Genomic DNA, 19,095 nt, shown 5'->3' with positions numbered 1-19,095 from the left:
GGGCACAAAAAAAGGACACCTTTTAACTAGAAAAAGTGTCCTGTGTTGCAAATTACTGTGATAACTCCCCTACCCTTTTGTAATCCTTTCTGGATATAAGTATTCTTACGCACTTATTGCTTTCATTATTTTCGCCAAAACGTCCTACCGCTCCACCACGATTTATATCCAGAACATGATGTTCTTCCATTGCTCTTACCTCATATTTAATTTTCTTCTCATCCAATATCCGTAAGATGCTATCATATCTTTCATTTTTCAAGCCAATATATATTTCTTTTTTCCCTATCATGGTATTCCCCCTAAGATTAATAAGAATATAGTCTAAATCATTGACACTGTCAACTTCTCCCCTTATAATAAACTCCTAAAACCTACATACTCTTTGTAGGATGTGGACTTTTCAGGCATAGTCTTTTTTCGCCACAGTAGAATGTGCATTGCATTTTACTTGTGGCGATTTTTTATGCTTTAAAATATTTATTTTTGAAAGGATGCGCGAAAATGAATCAAACGTTTATGAAAGAAAAGAAAATACTTCCCTTAGTACTTTCCATGGCACTTCCCATGGTCGTTTCCATGGCAGTCAATTCGCTCTACAACATCATTGACAGCTATTTCATCGCAAAACTGAGTGAGGATGCCATGACAGCCCTCTCTCTTGTATTTCCCGCACAAAATATCATCACCTCAGTCGCCGTTGGCTTTGGTGTCGGTATCAATGCTGCCATTGCCTTTTTCCTCGGTGCAAAGGAACAAAAGACAGCAGATCTCGCCGCAAGCCAGGGCGTATTTTTCAACCTCATCCACGGTGTTCTTTTAACCATTTTAGGGCTTCTTGGCATGAAGAGTTTTTTGTCCATGTACACAACCAATACCAATGTACTCTCTCTCGCTTTGACGTATGCTAATCTGGTCTTTTTGTTTGCGCCTGTCGTCACCGTTGGGATTACCTATGAAAAAATTTTCCAGGCAATCGGCTGGATGAAAGAAACTATGGTCTGCATGTTGGTAGGCTTTGTAACAAATATCATTTTGGATCCACTTCTCATTTTTGGCATTGGTCCTTTTCCAAAATGGGGCATCTGGGGTGCTGCATTCGCAACCGGATCCGGTCAGGTTCTGACGCTGGTTGCATATTTTATTTTTTACTATCGCAAGCCTCGCGTTGTTCATATTACTATTGCTGACTGCAAACCAAATGCCTCGATTCTGAAAAGACTCTATGGCGTGGGAATCCCGGCAACACTCAACATGGCACTGCCATCCTTCCTAATATCGGTGTTAAATGCTATTTTAGCCGGTTTTTCAGAGACGTATGTCATGGTACTTGGGGTGTATTACAAATTACAGACATTTATCTATCTGTCTGCCACCGGTATTGTTCAGGGTATTCGTCCTCTCGTCGGATACAATTACGGCGCAGGCGAAGGCAAACGTGTACGCAAAATCTATGCAACCGGTCTTGTACTTACCGTATTTCTCATGGTATTAGGAACAACGCTCTCCTGGATTATGCCGGAGCGCTTATTTGGACTTTTTACCACAAATGCCACAACGCTATCGCTTGGCGTAGAAGCCCTACACATCATCAGTATTGGCTTTATCATTTCTGCGATATCCGTGACCACCTGCGGCGCGCTCGAAGGTATAGGCATGGGACTTCCATCCTTAATGATTTCCTTGTTGCGCTACTCTATTGTTATCATGCCTGCTGCATTTGTTCTCAGCCGTATCTTTGGTGCCACAGGCGTATGGATGGCATTTCCGATTGCGGAAGCCATCACCGGCATCGCTTCATATATTATCTGGTGTAAAAAGAGAAAATCGTTTATAATGGTATCTTAGTAAATGATTGATAGATACAAGGAGGATTTTTCATGAATACAGAAGTATTGACCTTAAATGAAGAAAGAAATGTCACACTGACAACTTACATACAAGATTGCGGGGAAGGATTCGGCTGTGTTGCTAAGCGCCCAGCTGTACTGATTCTTCCAGGCGGAGCTTATCAGATGTGTTCGGACCGTGAAGCTGATCCTGTTGCCTTTGCTTTTGCAAAAGCCGGATATCACGCTTTCGTTCTGCGCTACTCTGTTATGGACGATTGTACATGGCCAAATCCACTCAATGATTACGAGCAGGCGATGACACTGATCCGTTCCCATGCAGATACATGGCACATCTACGAAGATAAAATTGCAGTCATCGGATTTTCTGCCGGTGGACATCTGGCAACCGCTGCCGCAACACTTGCACAGAACCGCCCAAATGCTGCTATTTTAGGCTATGCCGTAACCAGTCAGCATGTACAGGCCTGCAATCCAAATGCACCGGAGACGATCTCCGCTGTAGACCGGAAAACACCACCTTGCTTTGTCTTTGCAACACGTACAGACAGCATGGTTCCAATCAACAATTCCATTGATTTTATGCGCGCTTTATCAGACAATGGCGTTGCCTTTGAAAGTCATATTTATGCTTATGGACCACATGGTTTTTCCACATGCGAAAGCAGTATTCAGGACACGCGTCCACAAACCATCTGCTCGCGTGTACCACACTGGGTGGAAGACAGTATTGGCTGGTTAAAAGACATTTTTGGTGAATGCACACTCGAAGGCATGACAGATCCACTCTGCCCTGCCCATATCAATGACAATTACCTGGATTATCTGACCGTTGACTGTACTTTTGCACACGTGATGGCTATTCCAGAAGCTGCTACACTCTTAGCACCAATGATTGATACTTTGATTGCCGGTCTATCCGAGCAGGCAAAAGGTATGAGTGCTGCTTTCGATGACAGCAACGGAACTTCTATGGTCAGCGATATGAAACTGCGCGACTTACTTGCCTATGGTAAGATTTCAGATGATGAACTAAAAGCCTTAGACAACCAGTTACGACAGATTTCTGTAATCTAAGCAAGCGAAAAGACTACAGAGGATGTATTTTCCACATTCCCTGTAGTCTTTTCATTTGTCTTACTTTTCTTATTTATTCCAGAGATATACCTTACCGCAAAGACCGGACTTTGATGTCGGCTTGCTCTCGCCCATCATCTTGGCACGCATGCCACTGGCATTCTCACGCCAGAGCGTTGTGGCAACCTCAATGACGATCTCATGCTCACCCGCTTTCAAATATCCACTCAAGTCATACAGATACTCCGGTACGATCTGCAAGCCAAGGCTCTGACCGTCCACAAAGACTTCCAGGCCTTCTGCGGCGTCTGTGATCTCTAAGATCTTATCACCGCCATCGCTTGTGATCTTGGTCTCATAACACACAAAACCACAGAATTTCGGCTTTTCTTCTTCCAGATGATCCGGCAGGCTGACATCTTTTGCATCCGCAAACTTTGGATGGTCTAAGGCAGAGCAGATACTGCGCTTCCATGTCTTTATTTCTGTCGGTTGCTCCTGCTTTTCTTTCTTTTCATACATGCAGTCTGACAAACGCTTGCCAACCGTCTTTTCTTCCAAAGATGATGTATCGGCTTCCTCATCAAATACCATGATCAGACTCTTTCTTGGTTCCAAAACAAAGGACACCTGACAACCGATATCCGTCATCTGCTGATCTATATCTGCAATGGAATTATCCCACGCATCATAAACATAGCCTTTCTTTTTCATTGGAAGGCTTACCTTTCCCCGATAGGTCTGCGCCGACTCATTGATCAGCATATACATATGACAGTCGGTCTGATAATGCATGATATGAATATATGGATTTTCCGGTGCGATCACAGCATCTTTGATATCCTCTTTTTCAAGATATGCCACGAGATCACCAAGGGCTAGCACCTTGGCATCCCCGGCTAAATCATCCGCCTTTTTCGCCTTGTTTTCTGCCTCTTTTTGCATGGCATCTTCTCCCATGGTATAGGCATCCGGCAGGGCATCCACATAGATGACATTGGATAGACCGGCGATCTCGATCGGCTGGTACTTTGCATAAGGCACGATCACATAGATAAACTTGTCTGCCTGATCCAGATGATCCAGAGGTAGGAAAGAGAAATCGATCTGTGCATCATAAAGAGGTCTTGCCACCTGATCCAGACGCATACACTGACCGGACCACTCGCCTTCGGCATTGTAAAGAACTGCCACCTTTTGTACGATCTTTCCTCCACTGATCAGGCTTGCCACACGGTTCATATATGCGCACAAGTGACCGAAATGGCGATACTGCGGATTGTGTCCGTGCGCATAGAAATGTGGCGGACAATCCGGGTCCGGGTATGCTTTCGGTGAAAAAGCATGCGGCACAAAATTGTTGACACCACGCACCAGAAAATGATCTGCCAGATATTTCATATCGGTAACGCCTGTCTTCCAACCGTAATTTCCAAATATCTCACACATGGTACGTCCCTGCTTGCTTTCTTGTAAATAGGCAGCAGACACACCGAGTTTTCCCAAAGTATAATGATAAAAGGCACCATTACGCGGTCCAAACATACCGGTCGTCGGTTCTTCTTCGCCCTGCGGCATAACCTGACCACCGATATCGTCAATGCCTGCCATATCCTGTCCGTAAAGTCCACGGAAATAATGTCCCAAACCGCTTCCGGTGCAGGCATGAGTATCATCATCCTCGATGGAATGACCGATATACATGACGCCCTTTTCCCGGCACCAGTCGCCGATCTGCTCCGAAAAATCCTTTTTCACCAAATTAGATACCGCATCCATATAAGTTCTTCTCACCTGTGCCGTAAGAAGCGGATCTCCATCATTTTTCCAAAGAAGCGGTAAATTCTTGCGATAGTCTACGCCCAAGGTTTTTTGCAGGCGTTCCTCCAATTCCTTACTCCAAGGCAGATCCTGCTCGGTTCCCAGCACATTGTGCTTTGCACACAAAATACCATTTCCCAGTTCCGGCTCATCCGAGAAAAATCCCGAGATCGTATTGCCAAAAAGATCTCCATAATGTGCAAAGTGCGGTTCGTAAACTGCCTCGATCAACTTATGACAGCTGACCTCATTCATCATATTGATATAAGCACGATGTGGTCCTAAGTTTCGCGACAGACCACAGACTGCCACCTGCCAGGTGCCTGCCGGCTTTTTCCATGTGTTACTGCCGGAAAGATCGATCTCCTCACCCTTTGGTCCATAGGCGGTAATGCTATAGACCTGATCGTCATCATATTTTCTGGCATCCTTGGTAGAGCCTGACATCATCATCTTCTGGATAAAGCTCAGTTTATATTTTGGTGGCTTTGCCAGTTTCTCTGTACGGAAGGTCACCTCTCTGGCATCCCCTTCATAGGAAAGGAATTTACAGAAAATGCTCTGTCGGCACAATTCCTGCGGTGCATCCTTTAAGGCACCGTTAGCAAAACCTGTCGGGAAATGACTGTCATCTAGTATCCAGACTTTCATTCCCAATTTTTTTGCCTCATCTAAAATGACATCCATATCCTGCCACCACTTTGGTCCACAGAAATCCGGGTGCGGACGGCTTTCCACGCAAAATGCCATACAGTTTGCATCATGGATGGCGTTTACATATTCCCGTAAGGTGGCTTCATCTTCCCCATGCTGCCAGAAAAATGGGAGCATATGGTTGGTGACTTGTCCTGTGAGTAACTGTTCTACTACTTTTCCCATACTTGATCTTCTCCTTTTGTTCTTCGCTTATCTTACCTGTATTATACTTACTTTTTCCAACAAATAAAATCTCATTTTTACGTCTTTCTTTACATCTCTGCCAAATTTTCCAACACGATTCAGGCATCCAGGCAGGATCGTTTTGCCCCGGTCGGCAAACACCGGCAAGACCTTTAAGCAGATCATCCAGACAGAAAAACTCTCCCGGGCAGATCATCTGCCCCAATTTTTCGTCCAGTGACATATCCTTTAAGGTATTGTGTTTATTATTATTTTATTGTTTATTTAACTCAGAAAGAATGTACCTTTTATACAAAAACGGATGCCGTTCTTGGCATCCGTCCTTTCCTCGCAGGAGCATCCTATAAGGTTCCCAATATGTAATTGATAAACTGCTGGGCGGTTCTTCCAGAGATACCACCATGGCTGAGTTCCCACTTATTTGCTTCTGCACGCAGTGTCTCGTCACTCATCTGCTCCTCGGTCACACCATTCTTTCTTGCCAATTCCACAACGATATGGAAGTACTCTTTCTGGCTCGGCTTGGAGTAATTGATCGTAACACCAAAGCGGTTGACCAGAGACAGTTTTTCTTCCATGGTATCGGAGTGATGCATACCGTTCTGTGTCTGCACATCATTCCGGTCATTCCAGGTTTCCTTAATGAGGTGTCTGCGGTTGGATGTGGCATAGATCAGAATATTGTCCGGTCTTGTCTCCACACCGCCCTCGATAACAGCCTTTAAGAATTTATACTCGATCTCAAATTCCTCAAAGGAAAGATCATCCATATAGATGATAAATTTGTAATTGCGATTCTTGATGCTGGCAATGACATTGGACAGATCTTTGAACTGATGCTTGTATATCTCGATCATGCGCAAGCCATCCGGGTAAAATTCGTTGACGATCGCCTTGATGCTCGTCGACTTTCCGGTACCACTATCACCAAAGAGCAGGACATTGTTGGCAGCTCTGCCTTCCACGAACGCCTTGGTATTGTCGACTAATTTCTTTTTCTGGATCTCATAACCGATCAGATCATCCAGCATAACTTTATCCATGTTGTTGATGGCGACAAACTCAACATCGCCTCCATCCTTTTCCTTGATACGGAAGGCCTTATTCAGTCCAAACATGCCAACACCATAGTCTTTATAAAATCCGGTCACGGCAGCAAAGAAAGCGTCCACATCCTCTGCGGCTTCCAACTGGGCAGAAAGTGCAATGATCTTTTCGCTCACATTTTTATTATACATGAGTTCCTTTTTCTGGATGGCATGATAATCGGATAACTGCGAAAAACAGTCAATGCCAAGGTCTGCCTCAATTTTTGAAAAATCATAATCAAAGAGATTCTTAATCACAGTAAAATCGTTCTTTGCAAAGTGATTCACACTGCCATCGTTGGCTCCCACCTTTTCACAAGTGATGGAAAATGGGTTTTCATTGGTCACCAGATAAAATGCCAGATAATTGTGCCAAAGGTTATGGTCAAATCCATAATCTGTCGCAACCACCAGAAGTCTCTTGACCTGCGTGTAAATGTCCTGGATCAACTGCGCCTGATCCTTTGTCTTATTTTCATAGTGACGGAAGATCTCACCGAACTGGTATAAAATACAGTCCTTATCCATGTCACCATACATGATCAATTTTGAAATCTCACGATACATCTTCTAATACCTCACTTCTTTTATCCTGTGTTACACCTTATTGTAGCATAGACAAATTCGGAAACCAATGTTTTTACAATCATTATCCTTACTCATATCTAAGTGCGTCGATCGGGTTGAGTTTGGCTGCCTTATTTGCCGGATAATAACCGAAAAAGACACCGATTGCCATGGAAAATCCAAGCGAGATCAGGATACTCTTGACAGACGGTACCGCACTGGCTCCGATATAATTAGCGGCTGCAATACCGCCAACGCAACCGACTACAATACCGATCGCGCCCCCGATCAGGCAGATCACAATGGACTCGATGATAAACTGCAGGCGGATGGAGGAGTTCGGTGCGCCGAGTGCTTTTCGGGTACCAATTTCCCTCGTTCGCTCCGTAATGGATACCAGCATGATATTCATGACCCCGATACCGCCCACGACAAGAGCAATACCACCAATCAAAGCAATCGCCGTTGTGATCGTACTCATCATGGTTTCCATGATAGATACCATAGATGCCATACTGGTCGCCGACACGATAAAATCGCGGTTATTACGGTAGAGGTTGTCAAAATAGGACTCAATATCTGCCGCCAGTTGATCCGGATTCTGATTTGGATCTACAACCACGGTCAGCGTCTGATAACCACTGGCATGATTGATATCCTGTGCCGTCTTTAGCGGAATATAGAGATTGGTTGCATCACTGTTCATAAACATGGAATACATGCTCATAGTCTCATCTTCGTCCTTGGCATAAACGCCCTCTATGATGAGATTGTAATACTTATCGTTGACAGAAACTGTCATGGTAGAGCCGACAGCCGCATCCGCATCTCCATGGAAAAGATCATCCAGCGCCTCTTCCGAAAGCAGGGCTACCATAGCACCATTTTCCAACTCTTCCTCGCTAAAATAAGATCCCTGTACCAACTGCACATCATTCGCCAGAAAATAGCCAAGACTTGTTCCCATAACGGATACATTGGCTTTTCCACTCTCTGCATTCTGCTGGATAGAACCGCTTCCCACCTGTTCCGTGATGGAATAGGCAGTGATAGAATCTCCAAAGGCTTCCTTCATCTGGCGAAGCATATCCGTCGTTATATAATCCTTTTGTGTCGGCTGCTTGGCATTGTCATCCTGCGAAGATCCCCAGTTCATGCCAAACATAGCATCGGATGCCTCTTCATCATCTTTTCGCTCTTCCAGTGTTACAGTGATATTGTTAGCCCCCAGCGAACTCATGGAATCTGCGACTGTACTGGTAACGGAGTCTCCTACCGTCATAATGGCAATAACAGAACCAATACCAATAATGATGCCTAACATAGTCAGAAGCGCCCGCATCTTATTGGCTTTGAGGCTAAAAAGCGCCAGACGGATATTTTCGTAAATCATCATCATCTTGCCGTACCCTTCCTCTCTCCAAGGACATTTCCATCCTTGATCGTAATGATACGCTCGGTCTCCTCTGCCAGTTCCGGTGAATGGGTAATGAGCACGATGGTCTTGCCCTCCTCCTCATGCAGTTTGTGAAAAAGATCCATGACCATACGTCCCGTCGTAGAATCCAAGGCACCGGTCGGCTCATCCGCCAGAATGATCGCCGGATCATTTGCCATGGCACGGGCTATGGCGACACGCTGCTTTTGTCCGCCGGATAATTCCTCCGGCAAATGTTTCATACGTTCCTCCATACCGACCAGTTCCAGCAATTCCTTGGCACGGGCAATGCGCTGTTTGCCGGGAATCCCCGCATATAACATAGGCATCTCCACGTTTTTGATCGCATTGGTTTTAGAGATCAGATTGTATGTCTGGAAAACAAAACCGATCTTGCGGTTGCGGATCTTGGAAAGTTCTGCATCCTTTGCCGCAATCATGTCCACACCATCCAAAATGTATTTGCCTTCTGTCGGTCGGTCTAGCGCACCGATAATGTTCATCAGTGTTGACTTTCCGGAGCCGGATGCACCCACGATGGCAACGAATTCACCTTCCATAACCTTTAAAGATATGCCGTGCAAGACCTCGAGTTCATTTGGTGTTCCGATATAAAAACGCTTAAAGATATCTTCCAGTTCTATGATCGTGCGGCTCATTATACACCTCCCATAGAACTTGACTGGTTGATCATATCCTCTAAACTATTCTGCTTCTCTGCTGCCGGAACGATCACTTGATCCCCTTCTTCTAAACCGGAATTGATGATCTCCGTATAATAGTCACTCTCGATTCCCTTGTCTACCTTGATCTTCTTGGTCTTGTAAGTGCCGTCTTCGTTTGTACCTGTTACTTTTTGCACATAATAACTAGTTCCCTCATCATCTGTCTGCACTGCATTATATGGTACAGAAAGAACATCTGCATTTTTCTGTAAAACGATGTTCAATTTTGCGGTCATACCAATACGGAGTTTATCACTCGGTGTGTTTAAAGCTATGGTAACCGTAAAGGTAACGTCATCATTGTTGCTTCCTGTGCTAAAAGATGACGAGCCACTACCGCCCATGATACTTCCTAAATCGAGTCCTCCAAGACTGCCGGAAAGATCGCCACTGGAACTTCCGGTTGCGATTGGTGATACCTTTTTGACCGTACCGGAAAGTTCTTCGTCTCCGGTTGCATTGGTCTTGATGACGACTTCCTGCCCTACCGCAATGCTGTTAATGTCGTACTCATCGATCTCGGTCGTGATATCAAAGGAATCCACATTGTCGATCACTGCGATCACACTGCCATTATAGGTGTCGCCCACCTCCACATTGACCGCCGTTACCAGTCCACTTGCCGTTGCTTTTACTACAGTTCCGTCAATCTGCTCCTGTAAGTCATCAATACGTTCCTGCTGGGTCTTGCCGGAATCCTCGGTAGAATCCATGGTATTGTTGTAAGTATCCACCTGATCCTGATAGGTGTCGTTGATCCGCTTGATCGTATCCTCACGTTGAGAGACCAGACGATCGTAGGAGGACTTTCTGCTGTCTGCCGTCCTGCGGTCCGTATCCATCTGACGCTTTAAAGTATTGACCTGTGAATTGGCATTGGTATATGCAGTGCTTGTCTTATCCATAATGCTGTTTGCCATCGCCACCGCCTCATTGTAGGCTGCTACCGATTCATTGTAATTGTTTTCCGCACTCTGCCACTCATCATAGGCATCCTGGATATTGGTATCAACATCTGCCAGATCCTCATCCCTGGTCTTTCCTGCCTGTTCCAGATTGCGTTTAGCACTATCCTTGGTGCGCTGCGTCTGCTCATTGGTATCCGCCAAACTCTCCTTGGCATCAGCGAGATTGTCCTGAAGGTCTGCACTGTCAAGAACGGCTATGACATCTCCGGCGCTAACCCTATCTCCCACCTCGACATTGACGGCTAAAACCTCCACGCCGGTCGTATCGGAAGTGATCTTTTCCTCATCTGCCGCCACAAAAGTACCTGTCGCCGAAACACTTTCCATCAGTGTACGCTTCTCGACAGTCGCCGTCTCCTCATTGCTATCCGTCTGCTTCTTACCACCGGAAACAACGCCGATGATGATCGCGATGACAACGACCGCCACAATCGCGATTATGATGCATACTTTCTTATGCTCCTTGATCCATTTCATCTTTTTCTTTCTCCCTCTTTTCCTATGTAAAAAACTTCCATAATCAAACGATTTTGCATATGCTCAATTCTATAGGTTCAAACTGGAATATTCAAGAAGGCAATCGGAAAATTTTTATTAAAAAAGTATAAACTCACGCATTTTCTGTAAGATCTTCTTTTCCCTGCGGGAAACCTGTACCTGGGTCATGCCTAGTCTGCCTGCGATCTCTGTCTGTGTCATATTCTCAAAAAAGCGCATTTGTATCAGACGCTTTTCCTCCGCCGATAATGCCTGCATGGCCAAAGCAAGGATCTGTTCTTCCACGACTTCCTCCTCCATCGGCTTTTCCTTTCCCTCCAACTGATCCACCACAAGCACCTGACTTTCCCCAGAATCATAGGCAGTCTCATAGATGGAAGTGACCGGTCTGGCACTTGCCATGGCAAGGACAACATCTTCTCTGGTCAATCCCGTTTTTTCTACGATCTGATCCACAGAAATATCTTCCTGCCCCTGCTGCAGGGTCTGGATCTGCTTTCTGTGTTCTGCGATAGTCCGAGACACCTTGATGGGGTTGTCATCCCGCAAAAAACGACGGATTTCCCCTAAGATCAGGGGAACCGCATAGGTGGAAAAGCGTACGTCATATGTAGTGTCAAAACGATCGATCGCCTGCATGAGTCCGATCATGCCAATTTGAAACAATTCCTCCTTATCCTTACCGGAAGATGAAAAGCGCCCCACCATGCTCCATACCAGGGGCATATTATCCACAACCAGCCTGTCTCTTTCTCCCTTATCTCCTCTTTGCGCACGTTCGATTCTTTCCGTGATTCCATCCATACTAGACCTGATCCTGCAAGCATTTCGTCATCGTAACCGTCGTACCAACTCCCAGAACCGACATCACATCCACACTATCCATAAAGGTTTCCATGAAAGCAAAACCCATGCCTGACCGCTCCAGTTCCGGTTTGGTCGTATAAAAGGGTTCCCTTGCCTTTTTGATATCCAAGATCCCCTTACCAAAATCCTGCACACAGATGGTCAGCAGATTTTCCTTCATGCTACAACGCATCATGACATTACCTGTTTTCTTGTCATAGCCATGGATCACGGCATTCGTCACCGCCTCGGATACCGCTGTCTTTACATCATCCATCTCCCCCACAGTCGGATTTGCCCCCACCATAAAAGCAGAAACTACCATGCGTGCGAACGCCTCATTTTCTGAGATTGCATCAAAGGTTACTGTCATATGATTTTCCATGCCTACACCTCACTTTTTTGATTTTCCTGATCTGACGGCACAACAGTGATCAGCCGTTGCAGACCGGAAATGCGAAAGATCTGCTCCACACGCGGGCTCAAATTGGTCGCCACCACCTGTCCACCGGAAAAACTCAAATTCCGGCTCCTGCCGATCAAAACGCCAATCCCGGAACTGTCCATAAACTCCGTATTGGTAAAATCAAAGATCAGGGTCTTCACATGATAAGTCTCGATCAAAAGGTCCGCCTCCTCTTTGAGTTGGGTTGCCAGATGATGGTCAAGTTCCTTTGGCACGACCACACGCAATTTTCCCTGCCCCATTTCAAATTTGTATTCCATCTGCTTGTCCTCCTATTTTTCCTGTTTATGAAATAGAAAAAGACGTAGGGAAATATTTTCCTTACGTCTTTTGTATGCTTTCTTATATGAAATTCTCTCTTAGTTATTGGTAGTATTATCATCCCCGCCATTAGATTGTGCATAGGAATCTATGCGTTCCTGCGCCGTTCTTGCATGGGATGTATCCGGGTATTGCTCAATGACCTTCTGGTAATTTTCTATGGCACTGTCAAACTCCCAGGTATTCCACTGACACTCTGCCAGATAAAAAAGCGCATCACCGTTATGATAGGTCTGGTCGATAAATACCACCTGACCGAAACTATCCTTGGCAGTCTGATAATCCTGTCTCTGGTATGCCTGATAAGCCGTATTATAGGCATCTTCCAAAACCTTGGCATAGACTGCCGTATGGATCAGATCATACATAGCCTGCCCTTTTTCTTCAAGCAGATCCCGATTGACGGAAGAAAGTGCCTCCCCTGCCTGATCCAGATTGGATGCGTCGTAAGCCTCCTTTGCCTCCATGAGTTTTTCATAGGAGCCTACCGCATCTGACTTTCCGGTATATTGTTCCAGTTCTTTGTTGAGGTCTTCCACCTGCTTTTTCAGGCTGCTGACATTGGATGCACTATTGGTCAACTGTTCATTGGTATCGACCAAAGATGCCGCCGCATTCTCAGAAGCCCGCTGGCGAATGGTCGGGATGACCAAAAAGAAACAGATCAAAAGTCCTATAACCAGTCCTACCAGAATATTGACCACACTGGCTCTGGTGCTGTCGATCATATCCCGGAAGGAATTGCTCGGCATAACGATGGTATCATTGCCATCCTGAAAAGAAACCAGATCATCCTTCTTACGCTTCTTTTTGTTCTGGTTGAGTTCTTTTAATTTCTCGCGCACCTCTCTGGAATAACGCAGTGTGATGGTATTTCGCACATCGATCTTGTTAGTTGCATTTAACTCCTTGCGCGCCTCATTATACTTGCCATCCTGAATATACAAAAGAGCCAGCAACTGATGTCCGGCAACAAATTTAGGATTTAGGTTCAATACCTTGCGCAACTGGATAGTCGCCAGATCGCGGCTGCCCTGTCTGCAATACAAAAGTGCCTGATTGTATTTCTTGGTTGTCTGGTTTAACTTATCAAGCATGCCAGGTGTATTCTGGATCTCGTCGAGATAGCGGTCTGCCAATGGATTGTCCGGCTCTAAGTTCTTACTGATGACCCACTCGCTCAGCGCCATGACAGTCTCGCCCAACTCAAAATATACCAGTCCCAGGAGATTTCTCGCCTGGGTATTGTATTTGTTGTATTTTAAACTCTTTTTCAAAGAAACGATCGCACCGGACAGATCGCGTACCTGCGCCTGCTCCAGACCGGTATTATACAAGGTATTGGACGATGCCAGAATGGTGCGATAGATCTTCAAATCACTGCCACAATGAGGGCATACGTTTTCATGATCCACAAGGGTGCCACACATATAACATTTCATGTCTGCTTCTATCTCCCTCTCTTTTGCTCTGTCATCTGCCGAAGGATATCCGTCAGATCCGTCAGATCTCGCTTCTGGATCTCTTCTTCCGCTTCTTCTACTTCCATACTTGGCTCAAACTTTTTCAGTTCTTCTTCAAAATCTATCATTTCAGCCTCCAAACTACTGCTTTCTTCTATCTATCATAATGATTCTTTGTGAACATTCCGTCAAAATCTGTCAGCAGATGCTCTATTCATCCGGAACCGGATCCAAGAGCGGATCCATACGGATACCGGTCATGGTCTTGACAAATTCCACGCGCTTCTGAAAATCCGTCAGTTGTGCATACTGATCCATGATCCGCACCGTCACGCCGGAATATACGGTATCATAGGCACGCACCGTTGCTCCTCGTCCTGCCTCCATCAAGGCTTTCAGTTCATCAAAACGCACGCGGGCTTCCGCAACCACCGCTTCATCGCGGATACGGATACGCAGCAACTGCATACGCCTCGGATCTTCCTTGTAGGAAATTCCCTTCTTTTGTGCCAGAAGTTCAAAATCCTCGATCCCCTGTTTGATCTTGGCAAGATTGGCATCCAAAGACCGGATCTTGTCTGCAAGATCTGACATTTCCTTGATGCGCTCCTCGTCAATCCCAACCATAACATGGGTCACGGTTCCAAACTTATTGCCGATCACCAGGGAAGATGCGCCCTGCACCGCCGTCACATAGCCGCCGATGATAGCAGAACGCTTGCCTGCGGTCGTGATGACCCTGGAATCACAATTCACCAGACAGTTAAAAAGCACATCCGCGTGCAACATTCCCTTACAGGAGACAATGGCATACTCAATAAACTCTGCCGTAATCGCACCCTCTGCATGGATCGTGGTACGTTCTCCACCCTTGACACCGCTCAAAAGATAAATATCTTTTCCGGCGCGCAGGTCGCACAATTCCACCAGACCATCCACCGTGATCGATCCTGTCGCATGAATACGGATGCCGTTTTTGACACCGCCATGAATCACCACATCGCCCTTGAAATCAATGTTGCCAATGCTCATATCCGCATCCTGGTCGATCTCATAGACAGGAGAAATATTGATCCGATTGTTCTTTAGGACGATCTTACCATCCATATCCGCGTAATAGTACAGATTGTCATCCGAACGATGAAAACCACGTCCACCGATCGGTGGCATATCACGCATCATGCGCGGCTCGATCTCTTTGCCACGCACATTCATGCCCGGCATACCCATGACCGCAGGATGGTAAGTGGCGATCAGGTCACCCTCATGCACGACCTCGATCACCTTGATACTAAGGAAATCCGCAGATCCATCCGGTCGGATGGTCGGCTTCTTGGAGAAATCCTGACTAAAATGATATTCGTAGTAGCCATTGATCCCTTCCATGGGCTCTTTTCCCACAGCAACGATGAGTTCAGTATCAAAAAGGATCTCCTGGCACAAAGAGGAAAGCATATTCCTATCAATTCCATAGACTATCCCCTCTTGTGCAAGCATGTTCTCCAGTGTATCCACATCATACTGAGGCGCACTTTCCCCCTCAGCCGGAGCCGGAAAACGGATCGTCGCAAACATAGCCTTATTGTCAACACGAATGATCGGTTTCTTGGCATATGGATTCATCGGAGTTGTCATTTACGACTCCCTTCTTTGACCGCCGCTACCACGCGGCTGGTACCAAGTCTGCTTGCTCCCAGTGCAATAAAATCTGCTGCATCCTCCAAGGATGCGATACCACCTGCCGCCTTAACCAGTGTGCCATCTGTTACATGCGATGCCATCAGAGATACAGTTTCTCTTGTTGCTCCTGCTTTTGAAAAGCCGGTAGAGGTCTTGATATATTCTGCCTTGGACTCGGACACCACCTGACACATGGAAATGATCTCCTGGTCTGTCAAGAGGCAGGTCTCGATGATGACCTTTAAGAGTCTTCCCTGGCACGCTGCCTTGACCTGATCGATCTCATCTAAGATGTCATCAAAACGTCCTTCCTTGACCCAACCGACATTGACGACCATATCAATCTCGCTTGCGCCCTTTGCCACAGCATCGGATGCCTCAAAGCACTTGGTAGCCGTTGTAGCGTAGCCATTTGGAAATCCTATGACCGTACAGATTGGAAGTCTGCCATCCACATAGGCTGCTGCTCTTTCTACAAAAGAAGGAGGTATGCAGGCGGAAGCAGTCTCATAACGCATTGCATCATCCAAAACCTCTTGTATCTCCTCCCACCTACTGTCTACACGCAGTAATGTGTGATCTACCTTTGTAAGAATCTGCTTTACTTGTGCTGCATCCATTGCATATCCTCCTTAAAATAATGTGCCTTACTTCATCTGTGCCAGACGTGCGAGCACATCATCCATCATCTGCTGGTATTTATCCATCTTCGCGCGCTCCTCAGCCACCTTTTCTGCCGGAGCCTTATTCAGGAACTTCTCATTGGAAAGCATGCCCTTGCTTCGCGCAAGTTCCTTTTCCAGTTTTTCTTTTTCCTTGGTCAGTCTTTCCTTTTCCTTCTCAAAATCTACCAAATCCTCGAGTGGAATATACATGACCGCATCCGGGATAACAACCGAAACGGCATCTTCCGGTACGCCCTCTGTACCTGCCTGTACGCATACCTCACTGGCACCGGCAAGTGTCTGATAAGACTCTGTGATCTCGGTAAAGATCCCCCGCACTGCCGCATCATCCGATGTGATGATGATCTTTGCCTTGCGACTTGGCGGTACCTCCATATCGGTACGGAGATTTCGCATACCACGAACGACATCTTTGGCTCTGTCGATCATAGCCTCTTCCTTTGGATAATGACGGTTCTCATCATATACCGGCCAGTCGGTCAGCATAATGGTCTCCTCCTCCGGATGCAAGGTGCAGAAGATCTCTTCTGTGATAAACGGCATGAACGGATGCAAAAGTTTCAGAGCATCGGTAAGGACGGTCTTTAAAGTCCAAAGTGCAGCATTTGCAGATACCATATCCTGATCCTTGCGATACATACGAGGCTTAACGATCTCAATGTACCAGTCACAGAACTCATCCCAGATAAAGTTGTAGACCTTTTGTACCGCAATACCAAGTTCGTACTTGTCCATATTCTCGGTCACATCTTTTGCCAGTGTATTGACCTGTGAAAGGATCCACTTATCTGCAACGGCAAGATCTGCTTCCTCTGGCTGGGTCAGTTCTACACCTTCTAAGTTCATCAGGATGAAACGTGATGCATTCCATACCTTATTTGCAAAATTGCGGCTCTGCTCTACACGCTCCCAATAGAAACGCATATCATTGCCCGGTGCATTACCGGTGATCAAGGTCAGACGCAGGGCGTCTGCGCCGTATTTATCAATGACTTCCAGTGGATCGATACCATTGCCCAAAGACTTGCTCATCTTGCGTCCCTGTGAGTCGCGCACGAGTCCATGGATCAATACCGTATGGAAAGGTGACTTGCCTGTGTGTGCGTAACCGGAAAATACCATGCGGACAACCCAGAAGAAGATAATGTCATATCCGGTCACAAGTACATCGGTCGGATAGAAATAATCCAGATCTTCGGTCTTATCCGGCCAGCCCAGAGTTGAAAATGGCCATAGAGCAGATGAGAACCAGGTATCCAGCGTGTCTTCGTCCTGTTTCATGTGTACGCCGCCACACTTCGGACACTTGGTCGGTGATTCGGATGCGCGTGCAACCACAGTCTCTCCACAATCCTGGCAGTAGTATGCCGGGATACGATGTCCCCACCACAACTGTCTGGAAATACACCAGTCGCGGATATTCTCCAACCAGTGCAAATAAGTCTTATCATAATTCTTTGGCACGAACTGCAATTCGCCTGTCTTGATCGCCTCAACCGCCGGCTTTGCCAATTCTTCCATGGCAACGAACCACTGCGGCTTTACCATAGGCTCAACCGTCGTCTTACATCTGTCATGGGTACCGACATTGTGGACATGATCTTCAATACCAACCAGCAGTCCCATCTCGTCCATCTTCTGAACGATGACTTTACGTGCCTCATAGCGATCCATGCCTTCAAATTCGCCACCATTGCTATTGATGGTCGCATCATCATTTAAGATATTGATGACCGGAAGATCATGACGCTTGCCAACCTCAAAGTCATTCGGGTCGTGTGCCGGTGTGATCTTAACGACACCGGTTCCAAATTCCATATCTACATACTCGTCTGCAATAACCGGGATCTCACGGTTCATAAACGGAAGCATAACGGTCTTGCCGACGATATCCTTGTAACGATCATCTGCCGGATTGACAGCCACTGCGGTATCTCCCAGCATGGTCTCCGGACGGGTCGTAGCAAATTCTACATATCTGCCCGGCTCTCCAACGATCTCGTATTTCATATGCCAGAAATGTCCTGCCTGCTCTACGTGCTCTACCTCTGCATCAGAAATAGAGGTCTGGCAGACCGGACACCAGTTGATGATACGGTTGCCCTTATAGATATAGCCCTCATTATATAATTTAACAAAGACTTCCTCGACTGCCTTAGAACAGCCTTCATCCATGGTAAAACGTTCTCTCTGCCAGTCAGCAGAAGATCCCATACGCTTGAGCTGACGGATGATACGTCCGCCGTACTCCTCGCGCCACTTCCAACATTCGTCTAAAAATCCGTCACGTCCCAGGTCATCCTTGTTGATGCCCTGCTTTTTCAGATGCTCGATGACCTTGACCTCTGTAGCGATGGCTGCATGGTCTGTCCCCGGCTGCCAGAGGGCATTGTATCCCTGCATTCTCTTGTAACGGATCAAAATGTCCTGCATGGTATTATCTAAAGCATGTCCCATGTGGAGCTGACCTGTGATATTTGGAGGTGGCATCACGATGGTAAATGGTTTCTTGCTGCGGTCTACCTCAGCGTGAAAATAGCCATTATCCTCCCATTTTTTGTAAAGTCTGTCTTCCAACCCACTCGGGTCATACGTCTTTGCTAATTCTTTACTCATTTTATCTATTATTCCTTTCCGCATAGGCGGATCTACTCCTTGCCTATGTTACCATCTTATCTATATTATCTTATAAGGAAACAGG

At 46.3% G+C, this 19,095-nt stretch carries 16 protein-coding genes; 2 read left to right on the top strand and 14 right to left on the bottom strand.

The features are described 5' to 3' along the window. Positions 1–52: 52 nt before the first annotated feature. Complete coding sequence (locus DW183_RS08895) at positions 53–292, bottom strand: hypothetical protein (protein ID WP_118281643.1); 240 nt, start codon at positions 290–292, stop codon at positions 53–55. A gap of 212 nt (positions 293–504) precedes the next feature. Here DW183_RS08895 and DW183_RS08890 point away from each other — a divergent pair, with 212 nt between their 5' ends. Next, a complete protein-coding gene (locus DW183_RS08890) occupies positions 505–1,848 on the top strand; it encodes an MATE family efflux transporter (RefSeq protein WP_118281642.1) in 1,344 nt (447 codons plus the stop codon). Positions 1,849–1,880: 32 nt separating this feature from the next. Further along, entirely contained in the window at positions 1,881–2,927 is a 1,047-nt protein-coding gene (locus DW183_RS08885) for an alpha/beta hydrolase (RefSeq protein ID WP_118281641.1), read from the top strand. A 69-nt stretch (positions 2,928–2,996) separates the two neighbouring features. Here DW183_RS08885 and DW183_RS08880 read toward each other — a convergent pair whose 3' ends face one another. The 13 genes from DW183_RS08880 to DW183_RS08825 all read right to left on the bottom strand — a co-directional run bounded on the left by DW183_RS08880 (position 2,997) and on the right by DW183_RS08825 (position 19,010). Next, on the bottom strand, positions 2,997–5,627 hold the full coding sequence (locus DW183_RS08880; protein WP_118281640.1) for a hypothetical protein: 2,631 nt from the start codon (positions 5,625–5,627) through the stop codon (positions 2,997–2,999). A gap of 362 nt (positions 5,628–5,989) precedes the next feature. Next, positions 5,990–7,303: an ATP-binding protein gene (locus DW183_RS08875; protein ID WP_118281639.1), complete on the bottom strand. Its 1,314-nt coding sequence runs from the start codon at positions 7,301–7,303 to the stop codon at positions 5,990–5,992. Positions 7,304–7,391: 88 nt separating this feature from the next. Next, positions 7,392–8,702 carry an ABC transporter permease gene (locus DW183_RS08870; RefSeq protein WP_243069551.1) on the bottom strand — a complete coding sequence of 437 codons (1,311 nt, stop codon included), beginning with the start codon at positions 8,700–8,702 and terminating at the stop codon, positions 7,392–7,394. Next, complete coding sequence (locus DW183_RS08865; protein WP_118281638.1) at positions 8,699–9,400, bottom strand: ABC transporter ATP-binding protein; 702 nt, start codon at positions 9,398–9,400, stop codon at positions 8,699–8,701. The genes DW183_RS08870 and DW183_RS08865 overlap by 4 nt, the downstream gene beginning before the upstream one ends. Next, complete coding sequence (locus DW183_RS08860; protein WP_118281637.1) at positions 9,400–10,911, bottom strand: efflux RND transporter periplasmic adaptor subunit; 1,512 nt, start codon at positions 10,909–10,911, stop codon at positions 9,400–9,402. Before DW183_RS08860 ends, DW183_RS08865 begins: the two co-directional genes overlap by 1 nt. 117 nt (positions 10,912–11,028) lie before the next feature. After that, a complete protein-coding gene (locus DW183_RS08855) occupies positions 11,029–11,736 on the bottom strand; it encodes a sigma-70 family RNA polymerase sigma factor (protein WP_118281636.1) in 708 nt (235 codons plus the stop codon). 1 nt (position 11,737) lies between these two features. Next, a complete protein-coding gene (spoIIAB, locus tag DW183_RS08850) occupies positions 11,738–12,163 on the bottom strand; it encodes an anti-sigma F factor (protein ID WP_118281635.1) in 426 nt (141 codons plus the stop codon). A 2-nt stretch (positions 12,164–12,165) separates the two neighbouring features. After that, positions 12,166–12,504 carry an STAS domain-containing protein gene (locus tag DW183_RS08845; RefSeq protein ID WP_118281634.1) on the bottom strand — a complete coding sequence of 113 codons (339 nt, stop codon included), beginning with the start codon at positions 12,502–12,504 and terminating at the stop codon, positions 12,166–12,168. A gap of 99 nt (positions 12,505–12,603) precedes the next feature. Continuing rightward, a complete protein-coding gene (locus tag DW183_RS08840) occupies positions 12,604–14,007 on the bottom strand; it encodes a tetratricopeptide repeat protein (RefSeq protein ID WP_118281633.1) in 1,404 nt (467 codons plus the stop codon). A gap of 8 nt (positions 14,008–14,015) precedes the next feature. Further along, complete coding sequence (locus DW183_RS12540; RefSeq protein ID WP_199649422.1) at positions 14,016–14,156, bottom strand: hypothetical protein; 141 nt, start codon at positions 14,154–14,156, stop codon at positions 14,016–14,018. 82 nt (positions 14,157–14,238) lie between these two features. Further along, on the bottom strand, positions 14,239–15,663 hold the full coding sequence (locus DW183_RS08835) for a DUF342 domain-containing protein (protein WP_118281632.1): 1,425 nt from the start codon (positions 15,661–15,663) through the stop codon (positions 14,239–14,241). Beyond that, a complete protein-coding gene (deoC, locus tag DW183_RS08830; RefSeq protein WP_118281631.1) occupies positions 15,660–16,328 on the bottom strand; it encodes a deoxyribose-phosphate aldolase in 669 nt (222 codons plus the stop codon). The genes DW183_RS08835 and deoC overlap by 4 nt, the downstream gene beginning before the upstream one ends. 27 nt (positions 16,329–16,355) lie before the next feature. Beyond that, positions 16,356–19,010, bottom strand: a complete 2,655-nt coding sequence (locus tag DW183_RS08825; RefSeq protein ID WP_118281630.1) for a valine--tRNA ligase — start codon at positions 19,008–19,010, stop codon at positions 16,356–16,358. Positions 19,011–19,095: the final 85 nt, after the last annotated feature.

This window comes from Roseburia sp. AM16-25, assembly GCF_003473825.1.
GTDB lineage: Bacteria > Bacillota > Clostridia > Lachnospirales > Lachnospiraceae > Pararoseburia > Pararoseburia lenta.
This window is presented reverse-complemented; position numbering and strand designations above follow the sequence as displayed.